13 protein-coding genes are annotated in these 15305 nt (G+C 67.4%); 6 read left to right on the top strand and 7 right to left on the bottom strand.

From position 1 onward, the window contains the following. Positions 1 to 66: 66 nt before the first annotated feature. Positions 67 to 1332 (bottom strand): MFS transporter, encoded by a 1266-nt coding sequence (locus AC1D1S_RS00780; protein ID WP_476993504.1) that lies wholly within the window; start codon positions 1330 to 1332, stop codon positions 67 to 69. A gap of 154 nt (positions 1333 to 1486) precedes the next feature. On the opposite strand from AC1D1S_RS00780, the gene rraA reads away from it, so the two are divergent. From rraA to AC1D1S_RS00765, 3 genes are all read left to right on the top strand, one after another. Then, positions 1487 to 1963 carry a ribonuclease E activity regulator RraA gene (rraA, locus tag AC1D1S_RS00775; protein ID WP_028277568.1) on the top strand — a complete coding sequence of 159 codons (477 nt, stop codon included), beginning with the start codon at positions 1487 to 1489 and terminating at the stop codon, positions 1961 to 1963. A gap of 102 nt (positions 1964 to 2065) precedes the next feature. Then, positions 2066 to 3724, top strand: a complete 1659-nt coding sequence (locus AC1D1S_RS00770; protein WP_243178059.1) for an MDR family MFS transporter — start codon at positions 2066 to 2068, stop codon at positions 3722 to 3724. 202 nt (positions 3725 to 3926) lie between these two features. Continuing rightward, a complete protein-coding gene (locus AC1D1S_RS00765; protein ID WP_243178060.1) occupies positions 3927 to 5402 on the top strand; it encodes a sugar porter family MFS transporter in 1476 nt (491 codons plus the stop codon). Between the two features lie 119 nt (positions 5403 to 5521). On the opposite strand, the gene AC1D1S_RS00760 is transcribed toward AC1D1S_RS00765, so the two are convergent. The 5 genes from AC1D1S_RS00760 to AC1D1S_RS00740 all read right to left on the bottom strand — a co-directional run bounded on the left by AC1D1S_RS00760 (position 5522) and on the right by AC1D1S_RS00740 (position 11341). Then, a complete protein-coding gene (locus AC1D1S_RS00760; protein WP_476993503.1) occupies positions 5522 to 6748 on the bottom strand; it encodes an MFS transporter in 1227 nt (408 codons plus the stop codon). 38 nt (positions 6749 to 6786) lie between these two features. Beyond that, positions 6787 to 7251, bottom strand: a complete 465-nt coding sequence (locus AC1D1S_RS00755) for a MarR family winged helix-turn-helix transcriptional regulator (RefSeq protein ID WP_476993502.1) — start codon at positions 7249 to 7251, stop codon at positions 6787 to 6789. A 184-nt stretch (positions 7252 to 7435) separates the two neighbouring features. Further along, a complete protein-coding gene (locus tag AC1D1S_RS00750; protein ID WP_476993501.1) occupies positions 7436 to 8584 on the bottom strand; it encodes a mannitol-1-phosphate 5-dehydrogenase in 1149 nt (382 codons plus the stop codon). Then, positions 8584 to 10554 (bottom strand): PTS mannitol transporter subunit IICBA, encoded by a 1971-nt coding sequence (locus tag AC1D1S_RS00745; RefSeq protein WP_243178064.1) that lies wholly within the window; start codon positions 10552 to 10554, stop codon positions 8584 to 8586. Before AC1D1S_RS00745 ends, AC1D1S_RS00750 begins: the two co-directional genes overlap by 1 nt. Positions 10555 to 10612: 58 nt before the next feature. Continuing rightward, entirely contained in the window at positions 10613 to 11341 is a 729-nt protein-coding gene (locus tag AC1D1S_RS00740) for a TetR/AcrR family transcriptional regulator (protein WP_028277575.1), read from the bottom strand. Positions 11342 to 11525: 184 nt separating this feature from the next. On the opposite strand from AC1D1S_RS00740, the gene ptsP reads away from it, so the two are divergent. The 3 genes from ptsP (at position 11526) to AC1D1S_RS00725 (ending at position 13988) form a co-directional block, all read left to right on the top strand. After that, positions 11526 to 13211 carry a phosphoenolpyruvate--protein phosphotransferase gene (gene ptsP, locus AC1D1S_RS00735; RefSeq protein WP_476946324.1) on the top strand — a complete coding sequence of 562 codons (1686 nt, stop codon included), beginning with the start codon at positions 11526 to 11528 and terminating at the stop codon, positions 13209 to 13211. A 22-nt stretch (positions 13212 to 13233) separates the two neighbouring features. Further along, positions 13234 to 13656, top strand: coding sequence for a helix-turn-helix domain-containing protein (locus AC1D1S_RS00730; RefSeq protein ID WP_243178066.1), 423 nt, complete (start codon positions 13234 to 13236; stop codon positions 13654 to 13656). A gap of 74 nt (positions 13657 to 13730) precedes the next feature. Continuing rightward, complete coding sequence (locus tag AC1D1S_RS00725) at positions 13731 to 13988, top strand: hypothetical protein (protein WP_476993500.1); 258 nt, start codon at positions 13731 to 13733, stop codon at positions 13986 to 13988. A gap of 8 nt (positions 13989 to 13996) precedes the next feature. Here the strand turns inward: AC1D1S_RS00725 and AC1D1S_RS00720 are convergent, their stop codons facing one another. After that, positions 13997 to 15217 (bottom strand): PucR family transcriptional regulator, encoded by a 1221-nt coding sequence (locus tag AC1D1S_RS00720; protein WP_459385886.1) that lies wholly within the window; start codon positions 15215 to 15217, stop codon positions 13997 to 13999. Positions 15218 to 15305: the final 88 nt, after the last annotated feature.

The raw sequence follows: 15305 nt of genomic DNA, 5'->3' as shown, positions 1-15305 counted from the left end.
CCACGAATCCGGGCGCCCGGCGAGTAGACCGGGGCGCCGAAGCCCCCTGTACGGAACGCGGGCGGCTCAGTCCACGCCCTTGATCTTCACCACGAACACGGCCCCCAGAAGCCCAATCACGGCGGCCGCCACGTACAGCGCCACATAGCCGCCCCAGAAGGCAACAAAGGGGTACGCGATCAGCGGGGCGAGCACTTGCGGCAGCGAGTTGGCAATGTTGATGACGCCAAGATCCCTGCCCCGGTTCAGGGCCGTGGGCAGCACCTGGGTAATGAGGGCAAAGTCCACCGCCAGATAGCAGCCGAAGCCGATGCCGAGCACGGACGCGCCGATCAGCGCACCCGGCCAGGTGGGGGCGAAGGCAAGAATGAGGGAGGCTGCGGCGATCACGGCGGATGAGATGATGACCAGCGGCTTCCGGCGGCCCAGGCGGTCGCTCAGCCGGCCGCCGACCACGCTGGTGATGATCACCATGACCGCATACAGGCCCGTGAGGATCAGGACGCCAAACTCGGGCTCGATACCCTGGGTTTCGCGGACGCGGACGGCGTCGTTGAGGAAGAACAGCAGATAGAGGGTGACCATATGGTTGCCGATGTTCACCAGGAGCCGAGTCAGCCAGGCCCAGGCAAAATCCGGATGGCGGGCCGGGGAAATCCAAAAACCCCGCACAAAGCCGCCCAGGCTGAACGGCGGACGGGCCTGCGCAGGCAGCGGAACGTCGTCGTTCTTGAAGTAATAGAGCACGACGCCGGCGAGCAGCGCCACCGCGCAGACAACATACCCCGCGGCGAAGTTTCCGGCGACGGCGGCGGCGATCGCCGCCCCTGCCAGGACTCCCGCTGTCTGGCCCATGGCGGCAAGGCCGCCGACCATGCCGCGCTGGGGTACCGGCACGCGGTCCGGGATGGCCGCCGTGATGGCCGCATAGGCGCCGTTGCAGCCGGCCTGGACGAGGCACCAGAGCAGCGTCATGGCGGCAACGCCCGGGGCGCCCGCCAGCGCGATCAGGGCCGCGGCACCCAGGACGGCACCGAAGAGCACCCACGGCACCCGCCGCCCCCGGCGCGCGGTGGTCCGGTCGCTGAAGGCGCCGAAGAGGGGATTGGCCACCAGGGACACGGCCGCCCCCGCACCCGTCACGAGGGCGAGGATGGCTTCCTTGTCCGGTTCGCTAAAGGCTGCCGCCTGCTGGCCGAGGAGCACCTGGAGCGGGCCGAAGAATGCCGCGTTGATGCCGACGTTGACCAGCACCACCCCTGCCGTCCAGACAGGCCGGACGCGGCGTTCGGGTTCGGCGAGCGCCGGCGCGGTGGTATCGGACATGCTCATGGCTCCCCCTGGAACTGATGCTCAGGCATATGTATCAGTGCGCAGCCAGACTACCGGGACTCGGCGGATCTGGGCGCAATGTGCGAGTCTCGATCATGAAACACACTGCCAACCCGCTCTGCCATGTCATCCCGTAAACACGCAAGGAGTCACTGTGAACGCTTCCGCCCTGAATACTGCAGACCTTTACGACGAGCGCGGCGGGGAGCTGGAATCCGTGTCGGTGCAGTTCCAGTCCCTGGGCGGGCACACGCATTTCAGCGGACCGGTCCGGACCATTCGCTGCTTTGAGGACAACGCGCTGGTCAAGACCGTGCTGGCCACTCCCGGCCACGGCTCCGTCCTGGTGGTCGACGGCGCCGGTTCCCTCCGCACGGCACTGATGGGGGACATGATCGCGGCGAGCGCCGTCGCGAACGGCTGGGCCGGCGTCGTCATCAACGGTGCCATCCGGGACCGGCTCGCCATCGCGGCGCTGCCGCTCGGGGTCAAGGCACTGGGCAGCAACCCGCGCAAGAGCGCCAAGGACGGCGCCGGGGCAATCGACGTGCCTCTGGAGATCGACGGCGTGGCCATCCGCCCGGGCGTGATGATCTGGTGCGATCCGGACGGGATCCTGGTCGAACGGTAAGGACTTTCTTCTCCCCGAGGTAGTGGCGGGAACAATTCAGCCAGTAACATAGTTACTGAAAGCAACTATCCGCTTAATCCCCCACTTCACCTTGGAGCAGTCATGTCCAAAACCACCTCCGTGCGCGCCGCGGGAGAGGTCCTGACCCACCGTCAGACCATCACCGTCATGGTGGGACTCATGCTCGGCATGTTCCTGTCTTCGCTGGACCAGACAATCGTGTCCACCTCGATCTACACGATCGCCAATGACCTCGACGGCCTCTCCCTGCAGGCCTGGGCCACCACCGCCTACCTCATCACCTCCACGGTGAGCACGCCGCTCTACGGCAAGCTCAGTGACATCTTCGGGCGCCGCCCGCTGTATCTCATCGCCATCGTGATCTTCCTCGCCGGTTCGCTCTATGCCGGCTCGGTCCACTCGATGACCGAACTCGCCATTGCCCGCGGCATCCAGGGCATGGGCGCCGGCGGCCTCCTGGCCCTCGCCCTGACCATCATCGGCGACATCGTGCCGCTCAAGGACCGGGCCAAGTACCAGGGCTACTTCATGTCGGTCTTCGGCATCTCCTCCGTCCTGGGCCCGGTGATCGGCGGCGCCTTCGCGGGCACCGAAACCATCCTCGGGATCGACGGCTGGCGCTGGGTGTTCCTGATCAACATCCCGATCGGTCTCGCGGCCCTCACAGTGGTGTTCATGTACCTGCACCTCCCCGCCAAGCACGTGAAGCAGAAGATCGACTACTGGGGCGCCGCGGCCATCACGCTGGCCATTGTGCCGCTCCTCCTCGTGGCCGAACAGGGCCGCACCTGGGGCTGGAGCTCCGCGAACTCCTACCTCTGCTACGGGCTCGGCGTCGTGGGTATCATCGCGTTCCTGCTTGCCGAACGGCACGCCGCCGACTACGCGCTGATCCCGCTCCGACTGTTCCAGAACATCACCTTCGGCCTGTCCTCGCTGCTGAACTTCATCATCGGCATCGGCATGTTCGGCGCCATCGCGATGCTGCCCATGTACCTGCAGCTGGTCAAGGGCCTGACCCCCACCGAGGCCGGCCTCATGATGATCACCTTCACCGTGGGCATCCTCACCGGCTCCATCACAGCGGGCCGGACCATCTCGGCCTCGGGCACCTACCGGATCTTCCCGATCCTTGGCACCGCTACGCTGACGGTGGCCGCCGTCGTCATGGGCCTCTCCCTCGGCGTGGACACCCCACTGTGGGTCCCCGGCGCCATCGCCGTGTTCTTTGGCCTGGGACTCGGCTTCTGCATGCAGCCGCTGACGCTGGCCATGCAGGTCTCCGTGCCCTCGAAGGACATGGGCGTGGGCACTTCCTCCGCCGCGTTCTTCCGTTCCATGGGCGGCGCTGTTGGCACTGCCGTGTTCATCTCGATGCTTTTCAGCCTCGCGGCGGACAAGATCGCCACGGGCATGAAGGACGCCGCGCAGAATGCTGATTACCTCAAGGTGCTCAAGGATCCGGCCGTGGCCGCCGACCCGGCCAACGCTCAGCTCTACGACTTCTTCAAGAACGGCGCCAGCAACGACTCGCTGAACGACACCAGCTGGCTGCACACGGCCAACCCGACGCTCACCCGTCCCATCGTCGAGGGCTTCGCGCAGTCGATCGACGCCGTCATGCTCACGGCCGCCGTGCTCACCGGCATCGCCTTCCTGATCACGTTCGCCCTGCCGAACAAGAAGCTCACGGACCCGAAGGCGGTTGCCCGGGAGGGCGCCGTGGCCGCCGCCCACTAGGCGATCCCGAGGTCTGGAACACGACGACGGCCGGCAGTCTTTCTGGACTGCCGGCCGTCGTCGTCTGTCCTCAGCCGCAGCAGCGGCAAAGTGTATGTTTCGTCTCACTTTCCGGTGGTTGTGACAGGGGGCACGCCGGGTCGGGTGCAAGACTGGGTAGTTGCGGCGAAGGCCGTGGACCGCGAACTGCCAAGGGAGCCGTATGACCACCACCCATGACCAGACCGCCGCCAAGATCCCAAAAAGGGTCATTTGGCTGGCCGTAGCGGGCGCCGTCGGCGGCTTCCTCTTCGGCTTTGACTCCTCCGTCGTCAACGGCGCCGTCGACGCAATCAAGGACGAGTTCGCCCTCAGCGAGGCTGTGACCGGCTTCGCCGTCGCCGTGGCCCTCCTCGGCTGCGCGGCAGGGGCCTACCTGGCCGGCAAGATCGCCGACCGCTACGGCCGGATCCCGGCCATGAAGCTGGGCGCGCTGCTGTTCCTCGTCAGCGCCATCGGCACCGGGTTCGCGTTCGGCGTCTGGGACCTGATCTTCTGGCGCCTGGTGGGCGGGCTCGGCATCGGCCTGGCCTCGGTGATCGCGCCGGCCTACATTTCCGAAATTTCCCCCCGCCACGTCCGGGGCCGCCTGGCCTCGCTGCAGCAGCTGGCGATCACCACCGGCATCTTCGCCGCCCTGCTCTCCGACGCCGTGTTCGCGACGTCGGCCGGCGGCGCGGACCAGGCCCTGTGGCTTGGTTTGGAAGCCTGGCGCTGGATGTTCATGGCCGCCGCCGTCCCCGCGGTCGTCTACGGCTGGATCGCCTTCACCCTGCCCGAATCGCCGCGGTTCCTGGTGTTCCAGGGCAAGGACGAGGAGGCCCTCAGGGTCTTCAATTCGATCGCCCCGGACGATGACTCGGACCGGCACCTGCGCGACATCAAGAAGGCCATCGACGAGGACAAGCTCGCCGGCCAGAAGGGATCCCTGCGCGGCAAGGCCCTGGGCCTGCAGCCGGTGGTCTGGATCGGTATCATCCTGTCCGTGCTGCAGCAGTTCGTCGGCATCAACGTGATCTTCTACTACTCCACCACGCTGTGGAAGGCAGTGGGCTTCCAGGAAAAGGATTCGCTCACCATCTCCGTGGCCACCGCCGTCACCAACATCCTGGTCACGCTCGTGGCAATCGCCCTGGTGGACCGGATCGGTCGCCGTCCGATCATGCTGGCCGGCTCCATCGGCATGGCCCTCTCGCTGGGCACCATGGCGCTGGCCTTCGGCTCGGCCACCGGGTCCGGCGACGCGATCTCGCTGCCGGGTGCGTGGGGGCCAGCGGCGCTGGTCGCCGCCAACGTCTTCGTCATCAGCTTCGGCGCCTCCTGGGGCCCGCTGGTGTGGGTACTGCTGGGGGAGATCTTCCCGTCCCGGATCCGCGCCCGGGCCCTGGGCCTGGCCGCGGCCGCGCAGTGGATCGCCAACTTCGCCATCACCCTGAGCTTCCCGGTCATGGCCGCGGCCTCCCTGCCGCTGACGTACGCCATGTACGCGCTGTTCGCGGCGGCGTCTTTCTTCTTCGTCATGTTCAAGGTCCCGGAGACCAACGGCATGTCCCTGGAGCAGGCCGAAACCCTGTTCGTACCCAAGGGATCCGCAAAGGAAGCCGCCAAGGAATCCGCGAAAGAGTCCGCCAGGGCCTGAGCCGGCGCTTCTGTGAGGCCCGCCGCGCCTTCAGCGTTCCGACAAAGAACGCCCATGCTTCCTCGGAAGCATGGGCGTTCTTTGTGACCTCAGCGGGTTCTGCACAACACCGGGCGTTGCTACACCACGTGCGGCTCGTGCGCCGCCAGGTAGCGGCGTCCGCCGAAGACGACGGCAATGGCGGCCACCATGGCCAGCGCGCCGGCGAAGAAGGGCACCTGCGGACCGAAGTGCTCGCCCAGCTGCGCCGCGGCAAACGGTGCCAGGGCGCCGCCCATCCAGCGCACGAAGTTGTAGCCGGCCGAGGCCACCGGCCGCGGCGAGTCGGACACGCCCATGGCCAACTCCGTGTAGATGGTGTTGTTGATGCCCAGGAGCGCCCCGGAAATGACCACGAGGACGACGACGGCCGGCACCGAGTGCCCGGCGGCCAGGCCCAGTCCCACAAGGTCGAGCATCAGCAGGACCAGGGTGCCGGTGAGGACCTGGACCGCTMCGAAGCGGTTCTGCAGCACGGGGGCGGCAAACACTGAGAAGACCGCGACGGCCACACCCCAGCCGAAGAACACCCCGCCGATCCCGTAGGCGTCCATGCCGAGGATGAACGGCGTGAAGGCGAGGACGGTGAAGAAGCCGTAGTTGTAGAACAGGCCGCTGGCCGCAGTCGTCCGCAGCCCCTTGTGTCCGAGGGCCAGCAGCGGATCCCGGAGCCGGACTTTCCGCTCGGGCAGCGGCGTCTTGGGCAGCAGGGCAATCAGCGCGATGAATGCGGAGGCCATCAGCACAGCCGTGCCGAAGAACGGGGCGCGCCACTGCCAGCCGCCCAGCAGTGCGCCCAGGAGCGGGCCGAGGGAAATGCCCAGGCCGAGCGCGGCCTCGTAAAGGATGATCGCCGTGCCGGCGCCGCCACTTGCGACGCCGACAATCACGGCCAGCGCCGTGGCCACGAACAGGGCGTTGCCCAGCCCCCAGCCGGCGCGGAAGCCGATGAGCTCAGCCACGCTGCCCGACGTGCCGGACAGGGAGGCGAACACGACGATGACCGCCAGCCCGATCAGGAGCGTCCGCTTCCCGCCGATCCGGGAGGAGACGTAGCCGGTGATCAGCATGGCGACTGCGGTCACCAGGAAATAGCTTGTGAAGAGCAGCGACACCTGGCTCGGCGAGGCGTCCAGGTTCTTGGCGATCGCCGGCAGGATGGGGTCCACCAGCCCGATCCCCATGAAGGCGAACACTGCCGCGAGGGCCGTGGCCCACACCGCCTTGGGCTGTTTGAGCAGTGAGGCCTTCTCGGCCTCGAGGGTTACTTCCGCTGCCGGCAGGGTGTCGGCGGGCTGGCCGTGCATGGGGGCACTCCTAAGGGATTGGAATTGTTGGGTGAAGATCAGGCCAGGAGCGTCGCGTTGATCCTGCCGATGACCGGGAGGGCGGCCGCGAGGGCGGCGCGGTCTTCGCCCGAAAGGGACGAGAGGACGCCGGCCATGACGGTGTTGCGGCGCTCGTTGGCGGATGCGACGGCGGCGAGGCCGGCGTCCGTGAGGGTGACCCGGACGGCGCGGGAATCGTCGGGGTCCGGCTCGCGCCGGGCGAGGCCGGCGCGTTCGAGCTTGATGATCTGCTCGGTGGCACTGGGCACCTTGACGCCGAGGTTCCGGGCGATTTCGCCCACCCGCACACCGCCTGCGGCGGTCCCGGCGTCCAACAGCATCTTGAGCATGCTGAGCTGGGCGGCGCTGAGTTCGCCGTCGGCGTCCAGCCGGCGGACGAGGTAGATACTGTGGCGGAGGGCCTCGCGGAAGTCCTCGGCGAGAGCGAGGAGGCCGGGGTCAGCCGGTTGACTGGCGTTCATAGTTAGGTAGCCTAACAGTTAGGCAACCTAATGGTCAACATCCGTCCCTCCCTCACTTTTCGCGTCAAAAACACAGACCCTCCCTCACCAGAAGTGAGGGAGGGTCCGTGTATCGGACAATCATCTGAGGGAGCGTCGCCCAAAAACCCGCGCGATCTGAGGGAGCGTCGTTGGGCTGGAGCGGCTAGACGACCGCTTTGGCCTCCTCGATGAGGGAGGACACGGCGGCAAAGAGCGGGTGGTCCGCCGGCAGGCCAGTGATCTTCTCCGTGGCCTCGTCCGGCGTGGACGCGGAGAGGATTTTCGCCAGCTCCACGGCCTCGGCGTCGGCCGGATCACTGAAGCGCAGGGCCGCGGCGATGGCCCCGAGAAGCGCCTCGGGGACAATTCCGCGTTCGGCCAGCTCGGCAGCGGGACCGATGAAGCGCTCATGCCGGCTGAGTTTGCGCAGCGGGGCACGGCCCACCCGGGTGACGGTGTCCGGCAGGTGCGGGTTCGAGAAGCGGCCCAGGATTTTTTCCACGTACGCCTCCTGCTCGGCCCGGTTGAAGCCGTGCTTGGCCACCAGCAGCTCCTTGGTTTCGTCCAGGACGGCGCGCACATCGGCCGCGACGTCCTGGTCGGCCATGGCCTCGGAAATCTTGCCCAGGCCGGCCTCGAATCCGAAGTAGGCCGCCGCCGCATGCCCCGTGTTGACGGTGAACAGCTTCCGCTCGATATACGGTTCCAGATCGTCAACGAACGTCGCGCCCGGGACCACCGGCTCGTTCCCGGCGAACGGGGTACGGTCGATCACCCACTCATAGAACGTCTCCACCGTGACGTCCAGGCCCTGCCCGGCCTCCTGGTTCGGCACAATCCGGTCCACCGCCGTGTTGGCAAACACGGCGGCCGCGGCCAGGGCGCCCGCGGCCGGATCCCACTGGGCAACGACCTCGGACTTCAGGATGTCCGTCGCGTTGATCGCGTTCTCGCACGCCATCACCTGCAGCGGCGCCAGCCCGGCGGCACGGGCAGCAATCCCCTTGGCGATCACGGGCGCCACGAACTTCAGGATGTGCGGCCCCACGGCGGTGGTGACGATGTCCGCCGTCGCGATTTCCGCGACGACGTCGGCCTCCTGGGTGCCGGAGTTCAGCGCCCGGAAGTTGTTGACGGTACGGACTGCGGGGTTCTCTCCCACTTCGTGGACCTCGTAGCTGTCCGCGGCGGCCAGCTCGGTGATGAGGGCGTCCGCGACGTCGGCGAACACCACCTCGTACCCTGCGTCGTGCAGCAGCAGGCCCACGAAGCCGCGCCCGATGTTTCCGGCTCCGAAATGAACAGCCTTCACTAGGAGTTGACCTTTCCGAACAGGGCCAGCACTTCGTCAACCGTGGTGGCCGCCTCGAGCTGGGCCACCTGGGCCTTGTTGGTGAAGACCTTGGCGATTGAGGACAGGATGTGCAGGTGTTCGTTGTTGACGCCGGCCACACCGACGACGAACTTCACTTCCTTGCCGTTCCAGTCGATGCCGTTCGGGTAGCGGATAACGGAGACCGCCGACTTCATGATGTGGTCCTTCGCGGCATTGGTGCCGTGCGGGATGGCCAGGAAGCTGCCCATGTACGTGGAGACCGATTCCTCGCGTTCGTGCATGGCGTCCACGTAGCCGGAGTCGACGGCGCCGCGGTCCAGCAGAAGCTGCCCGGCCTCGTCGATCGCGGCGTCCCGCGTGGTCGCATGGCCGTTGAGGACGACGCTTTCGGCCACCAGGATGCCGGCGGGACCCTCCTCGGCTTCTGCCTCGGCGGCCGCGGGGGCGGTGCCGGCGGCGGCCGCGGCAGGGGCCGCGTCCGTGGTGCCGGCTTCCGTGTTGCTGGCCTCGACCAGTTCCACGATCTCGTCGTACCGCGGGCTGTTCATGAAGTTGTCCACAGAGACATGTACGGCGCTGGCGGTCGCGGGCTTGGCCCGTTCGGTCAGGTCCTGGTGGGTGATGACGACGTCGTACGTGTCGGTCAGGTTGGCGATCGCGGAGTTGGTGACCTTGACGTCCGTGAATCCGGCGGCCTTGATCTTGTTGCGGAGCACCGAGGCGCCCATCGCGCTGGAGCCCATGCCGGCGTCGCAGGCAAAGACGATGTTCTTGATCGGGGTGGCGAGGACGGCGACGCCGCTGGCGCCCACGCCCTCACCGATCAGGGCTGCGGACACCGAGCTCTTCTTGCCCTTCAGGGCCTCCATCCGGTGGGTGGCCTGATCGAGGTCGTCTTCGGCGGGCGCCTTGCTGGCTTTCAGGACCACCGAGGCGATCAGGAAGGACACGGTGGTGGCAAAGAGGACGGAGAGCGTCACGCCGACGTAGCTGTCGCGTGCCGTGGAGGCGTAGACCGCGATGATGCTGCCCGGGGCTGCCGGGGACCGGAGTCCGGCACCGGTGACCACGAGCGTAAAGATGCCGGTCATGCCGCCGCCGATTGCGGCGAAGATCGTCATCGGCTTCATCAGGACGTACGGGAAGTAGATCTCATGGATACCGCCGACGAACTGGATCACGGCTGCGCCCGGCGCGGACGCCTTGGCCAGGCCCTTGCCGAAGAAGGAAAAGGCGAGCAGGATGCCGAAGCCCGGACCGGGGTTGGCTTCAAGCAGGAACAGGATGGACTTGCCCTGCTCGAGCGCCTGCTGCGTGCCCAGCGGGGTGAGGATGCCGTGGTTAACGGCGTTGTTGAGGAACAGGACCTTTGCGGGCTCGATGAAGATGCTAGTGAAGGGCAGCAGGCCGTTGGTGACCAGGAATTCGACCACGGCGCTGGCGCCATTGCTGAAGGCCTTCACGATCGGGCCGACCACCAGCATGCCGACGACCGCCATGGCGGCGGCAACGATGCCTGCCGAGAAGTTGTCGATCAGCATTTCGAAGCCGGGCTTGACGCGGCCTTCCCAGATCTTGTCCAGCTTCATCATGATCCAGGCAGTGAGCGGGCCAAGGATCATGGCGCCGATGAACATGGGGATGTCGGTACCGACGATGACGCCCATGGTGGCCACCGCGCCCACCACGCCGCCGCGCACGCCGTAGACCATCCGGCCGCCGGTGTAGCCGATCAGCAGCGGGAGCATGTACGTGATCATGGGCCCGACAAGCTTGCCGAGCTCCGCATTGGGGAAGAAGCCGGCCGGGATGAAAAGCGCCGTGATGAAGCCCCAGGCGATGAAGGCGCCGATGTTGGGCATGATCATTCCGGACAGGAACGTCCCGAATTTCTGGACGTGTACGCGCATGCTGGTGCGTGGTTTCGCAACTGTCTCTGTTGCCATGTGAGTTCCTAACCGTCGTTCCCGCTGCATTGCAGGATGGTCCGATAATTTCGCCGAGCTAGCTGGTGGAGCTGTTGGAGATCCGGTGGAGCCATTCGAGGAAGAGTTTGAGTTCCGAGCTGGAGAGCTGGTCCGAGTGGGACGCCTGGAGGGCTGCGTTCAATGCGATGGCCGCCACAACCACTGAGGACTTTCCGCTGTCCACAGAACCGTTGTCCCGGGCCTGCTCGGTGGAAACCGCAAAGATCATGGCGTCGCGGGTCATGGCGGAGAGCTCGAGGTTCCGCTCCGGCACCTTTTCCGCGATCAGCATGAGGGTCATGCCCACATTGGCCGCCAGGATGGACCTGGCCGCCTCCTTGGGCGGGACGTTGAGCTGGCCGGAGACAGCCGCCTTGTTCAGCATTTCCTCCATGAGGGCCTCGGCATCGGCGACGATGGCCGGGCGGCTCTCAGGGCGGATATTGCCGAACATGACGAGGTACAGTTCCGGCTGTTTCAGCCCGAACTGGACATGGTTGTCCCACATCCTCCGGATGTCCTCCAGAGGCTGGCCAGAGGGCGCGAAGTCCCGTTCGCCCGCGACATATTCGTCGAAACCTGCTGCGACGACGGCGTCGAACAGCCCTTCTTTGTCACCAAAGTGGTGGTAGAGGGTCGGTGCCGTGACACCGGCCAGCTGCGTGATCTGGCGGGTCGAGACTGCGGATCCGCCGGAGTTGGCCAGCAGCTCGGCGGCCGCACGCAGCAGCCGGGCTTTGGGTGGTAGCTGGCCATCGATACTCATAACCGCTACCCTAGCACCTATAGCAACGCTATATGAACTGCATCACATACAATTTTTTCAGGTGCCGTGACCCGCCCGCTGCCGTAGCCGTCAGCCGCAGGCGCAAATGATCAGCAGGGTCGCTGCGGCACCTGGTTTACCGGCTTAGTGGCCACTGGCCTACGACAGAATATGAGGACCTTCAGTGCAGAACTTCCCAGGAGTAGGCGTTAGCCCCGGCCGCATCATCGGCACCGTCCGGCAGATGCCCAAACCGATCAGCGAACCGCCCGCCGGAGAGCAGCTTCCCGCCGGCGTCACGGCGGAGGACGCGACTGCGGCGCTGAAAGCCGCGGCGAAATCCGTCCACGACGAACTGAAGGCCCGCTCCGAGACCGTCTCGGGCGACGGCAAGGCCGTCCTCGAGGCCACGGCCCTCATGGCCACTGACACCATGCTGCTCAAATCCGCAACCAAACTGATCGGCCGCGGCACCTCCGGGCAGCGGGCAATCTGGGAAGCCGGCGCCTCGGTCTCGGAAATGCTGCACAACCTGGGCGGCTACATGGCCGAGCGCGCCACGGACGTCCTGGATGTCCGCTCCCGGATCGTGGCGGAACTGCGCGGAGTCCCCGCGCCGGGCATTCCCGTGTCCGCCACCCCGTTCATCCTCATCGCCGAGGACCTGGCCCCGGCCGATACCGCCACCCTGGATCCGGAAAAGGTCCTGGCCCTCGTCACCGCCGGCGGCGGACCGCAGTCCCACACCGCGATCATCGCCCGGTCACTGGGTCTGCCCGCCGTGGTCGCCGCAGTCGGGGTCGACGAACTCGCCGACGGCACCGAGGTGTACGTGGACGGCGCGGCCGGGCTCATCACCGCGAACCCGGACGAGTCCCAGCGCGCGGCCGCAGCTCACTGGGCCGCCACCGCCTCGCTGCTCGCCGCCTTTGACGGGACCGGCACGACGGCGGACGGCCACCTCGTGCCGCTCCTGGCCAACGTCGGCGGCGCCAAGGACGCCGTGGCCGCGGCAGGCCTGAACGCCCAGGGCGTGGGACTGTTCCGGACCGAGTTCTGCTTCCTGGAGCGGGACACCGAACCGACCGTGGAGGAGCAGGCCGCCGCCTACCAGGGCGTCTTCGACGCCTTCCCGGGCAAGAAAGTGGTGCTTCGCACGCTCGACGCCGGCGCGGACAAGCCGCTGCCGTTCCTGACGGACGCCACCGAGCCCAACCCCGCCCTGGGCGTCCGCGGCTACCGGACCGATTTCACCACGCCGGGGGTCCTGGAGCGCCAGCTGCAGGCCATTGCCCTGGCGGAGAAAGCATCCGAGGCCGATGTCTGGGTGATGGCCCCGATGATTTCCACCGCTGAGGAAGCGGCCCGCTTTGCCTCGCTGTGCAGTGCGGCAGGGATCAAGACGCCCGGCGTCATGGTGGAGGTCCCGTCGGCGGCGCTGACGGCCGAGGCCATCCTCCGCGAGGTTGGCTTCGCCAGCCTGGGCACCAATGACCTCACCCAGTACGCCATGGCAGCCGACCGCCAGCTCGGCCCGCTGGCCGCCCTGAACACCCCCTGGCAGCCGGCCGTACTGCGGCTCGTGGGCCTGACCGTGGAAGGTTCCGCGGCCGAGGGCCACAACAAGCCGGTGGGCGTGTGCGGTGAGGCCGCGGCGGACCCTGCCCTCGCCGTCGTCCTCACGGGGCTGGGCGTCACCACGCTGTCCATGACGGCGCGTTCCATCGCGGCCGTCGCCGCCGTGCTGAAGACCGTCACCCTGGCTGAAGCGCGGGAGCTGGCCAAGCTGGCCTTGTCCGCGCCGAGCGCTACGGAGGCCCGGGCCTGGGTGCGGGCAAAACTGCCGGTACTGGAGGACCTTGGGCTGTAGCGGCTGCCGCTAGGATGCACTCATGGCACTGATAGCCCCCCGGGTGACGGCCGGCCTCCCGGCCGAGGATGCGCAGAACCTCAGGTACGCCCTCGACGGCAGCCACGACATTACGGTGTTCGTGGACGGCACCGTCCACCGGCTGCCGCCCGCGGCGCGGGACGCCGTCGTCGATCTGCTGGGCCGCTTCAGCCGCGGCGAGGCCGTGACGGTCAGCAGCGTCGAGGAAATGCTGACGACGTCCCGGGCCGCGGAGCTTGCGGGAATCTCGCACACATATCTGCGGAACATGACCGACCGCGGCGAGATCCCGGTGGAGTACCGCGGAACGCACCGCCGGATCCGGCTGGCCGACATCATGGCGTGGCTCGAAACGCAGAAGAAGAATGGTGCGGGCGCCGGGACGCCGGCCGGCCAGGATGACGAGGCTGCCGGTGCTTCATGAAGCAGTGATAAGGATCAAGCAACGATCCCTGTCCGGCGCGGAAGCACTGATATCCCGCGGGATAAGCTTGGAATGTGGGTAAATTCAGAGGGTGGCACATCGTGGCAGGGATCGCCGCTATGCTGCTCGCTGGCATCTTCGGAACCGCGATGGGCCTGAACAACACCGCCACGTATTTGGCCAGCGGCGTCGCTTTCGTAGCGGTGTCGCTCTGGGTGGACAGCCGGATTTCCCGCCGCCGCAGTGCCGCCGGCATCGCCGGCCCCGGCCAGGACGCTGGCCACGATGCGAAGCCGGCCCTCGACGCCGACCCCTCCAAGCGCGAGGGCTAAGCGCGCCGCTAGATTCTGGGCCGGCCAGCCCAGCGCCGCGCCTTGAGCCCGGCATGCAGTTCCAGCCGCACCATTCCCTTCAACGGGTCCACGCCCAGCAGCTGGCGGATCCGGCCGAGCCGGTTGTAGATGCTGCTCCGGTGCAGGTGCAGTTTGGCCGCGACCTCCTGGACCGAGCCGTCGTTGTCGTAGAACAGCTCCAGCACGGGCAGCAGCTCGTGGTTGCGGTCATGGTCCTCGAGGAGGCGGAAATACACGGAACCCGCGTCTGCCCAGGCTCCCGCGCCGCCGCCCGCCGAGGCCAGGAGCTGGTAGACGCCGGTGGCCCGGCAGTCGACGAGCTCGCCCAGCTGGGGATCCACCGCCGCGGCCTGGGCCGCCTGCCGTGACTGCCGGTAGGCCTCGGCCAGTTCCCGCGGCTTGGCGAATCCCTCGGACGTGCCAAGGATGATCCGCCGGACCGTGCGCCCGGAGCGTTTGGCGAGTTCGAGCTGGTAGTGGACCAGCACCTGGGCGTGGTCGGCGCGTCCCGTGGATTCCTTGAAGAGCACCACCGCATGGGTCTCCGTGCCGGCGCTGAACAGTGCGGCGTCTACCCCGATGGTCGCCTGCAGCGCCGCGGAGCGGTGAATAAGCGTGTCGGCGATGGGATCCGAGCCCCCGGCCCAGCCATCCGCGTCCAGGACGGTCACCAGCTGCCATGGCCCCTTGCCTTGGACCTCTTTCCAGCCCGCGACGGCCGCCGCCGCGTTGGCCTCCCCGGCGCACGCGGCAAGGAACTCCTGCTCGCGCCGGCGCCGGAACTCGGACTCCGCCGTGTTGGAATCCAGCAGCAGGGAGGACAGCTGCTCCAGCTCCGGCGCCACGTCCGGCAGCTGGCCCAGGACGGTCGCGGCACTGGGCTCCTCGGCGTCGAGCTGGACCCACAGGTACCCCACCCGGAAGCCCCGCACCAGCAGCGGCACGCACACGCGCCCGAGCATGCCGAGGTCCGCGTTGGCCGGCACGACGACCGGCCGGACCGCCGTCGCGATCCCGTGGGAGAGCTGCCACGCGATGACATCCACGGGGACACGCTTGCTGAGCAGGAAGTTCACCCGGACGCGGTCCGCGTGGGATTGGTTGGAGCTGTAGGCGAGGAGCAGACCGTCAAGGTCCTCGAGGGAGAGGCCGCGGCCCAGTCGCTGCGCCACCTGCTCCACGAGCTGCTCCACGTCCTGCTGCTGCATCCTGCCAGACTACTGCCCCCGCCCGCCGCACTGCGAATGCATCCGGGACGGACACGAGCCGACACCTGACGTCCGCGCCCTCGACAAA

The organism is Arthrobacter sp. P1_A5 (assembly GCF_056406825.1).
Note: the sequence above shows the minus strand (reverse complement) of the source record. Positions and strands in the feature narration are given on the sequence as shown.

Excerpts from the sequence above, each read along its gene's own strand:
- AC1D1S_RS00780 (WP_476993504.1), bottom strand. The coding sequence starts at position 1,332 with ATGAGCATGTCCGATACCACCGCGCCGGCGCTCGCCGAACCCGAACGC.
- AC1D1S_RS00720 (WP_459385886.1), bottom strand. The coding sequence starts at position 15,217 with ATGCAGCAGCAGGACGTGGAGCAGCTCGTGGAGCAGGTGGCGCAGCGA.
- AC1D1S_RS00745 (WP_243178064.1), bottom strand. The coding sequence starts at position 10,554 with ATGGCAACAGAGACAGTTGCGAAACCACGCACCAGCATGCGCGTACAC.
- AC1D1S_RS00740 (WP_028277575.1), bottom strand. The coding sequence starts at position 11,341 with ATGAGTATCGATGGCCAGCTACCACCCAAAGCCCGGCTGCTGCGTGCG.
- AC1D1S_RS00765 (WP_243178060.1), top strand. The coding sequence starts at position 3,927 with ATGACCACCACCCATGACCAGACCGCCGCCAAGATCCCAAAAAGGGTC.
- AC1D1S_RS00730 (WP_243178066.1), top strand. The coding sequence starts at position 13,234 with ATGGCACTGATAGCCCCCCGGGTGACGGCCGGCCTCCCGGCCGAGGAT.
- AC1D1S_RS00755 (WP_476993502.1), bottom strand. The coding sequence starts at position 7,251 with ATGAACGCCAGTCAACCGGCTGACCCCGGCCTCCTCGCTCTCGCCGAG.
- AC1D1S_RS00770 (WP_243178059.1), top strand. The coding sequence starts at position 2,066 with ATGTCCAAAACCACCTCCGTGCGCGCCGCGGGAGAGGTCCTGACCCAC.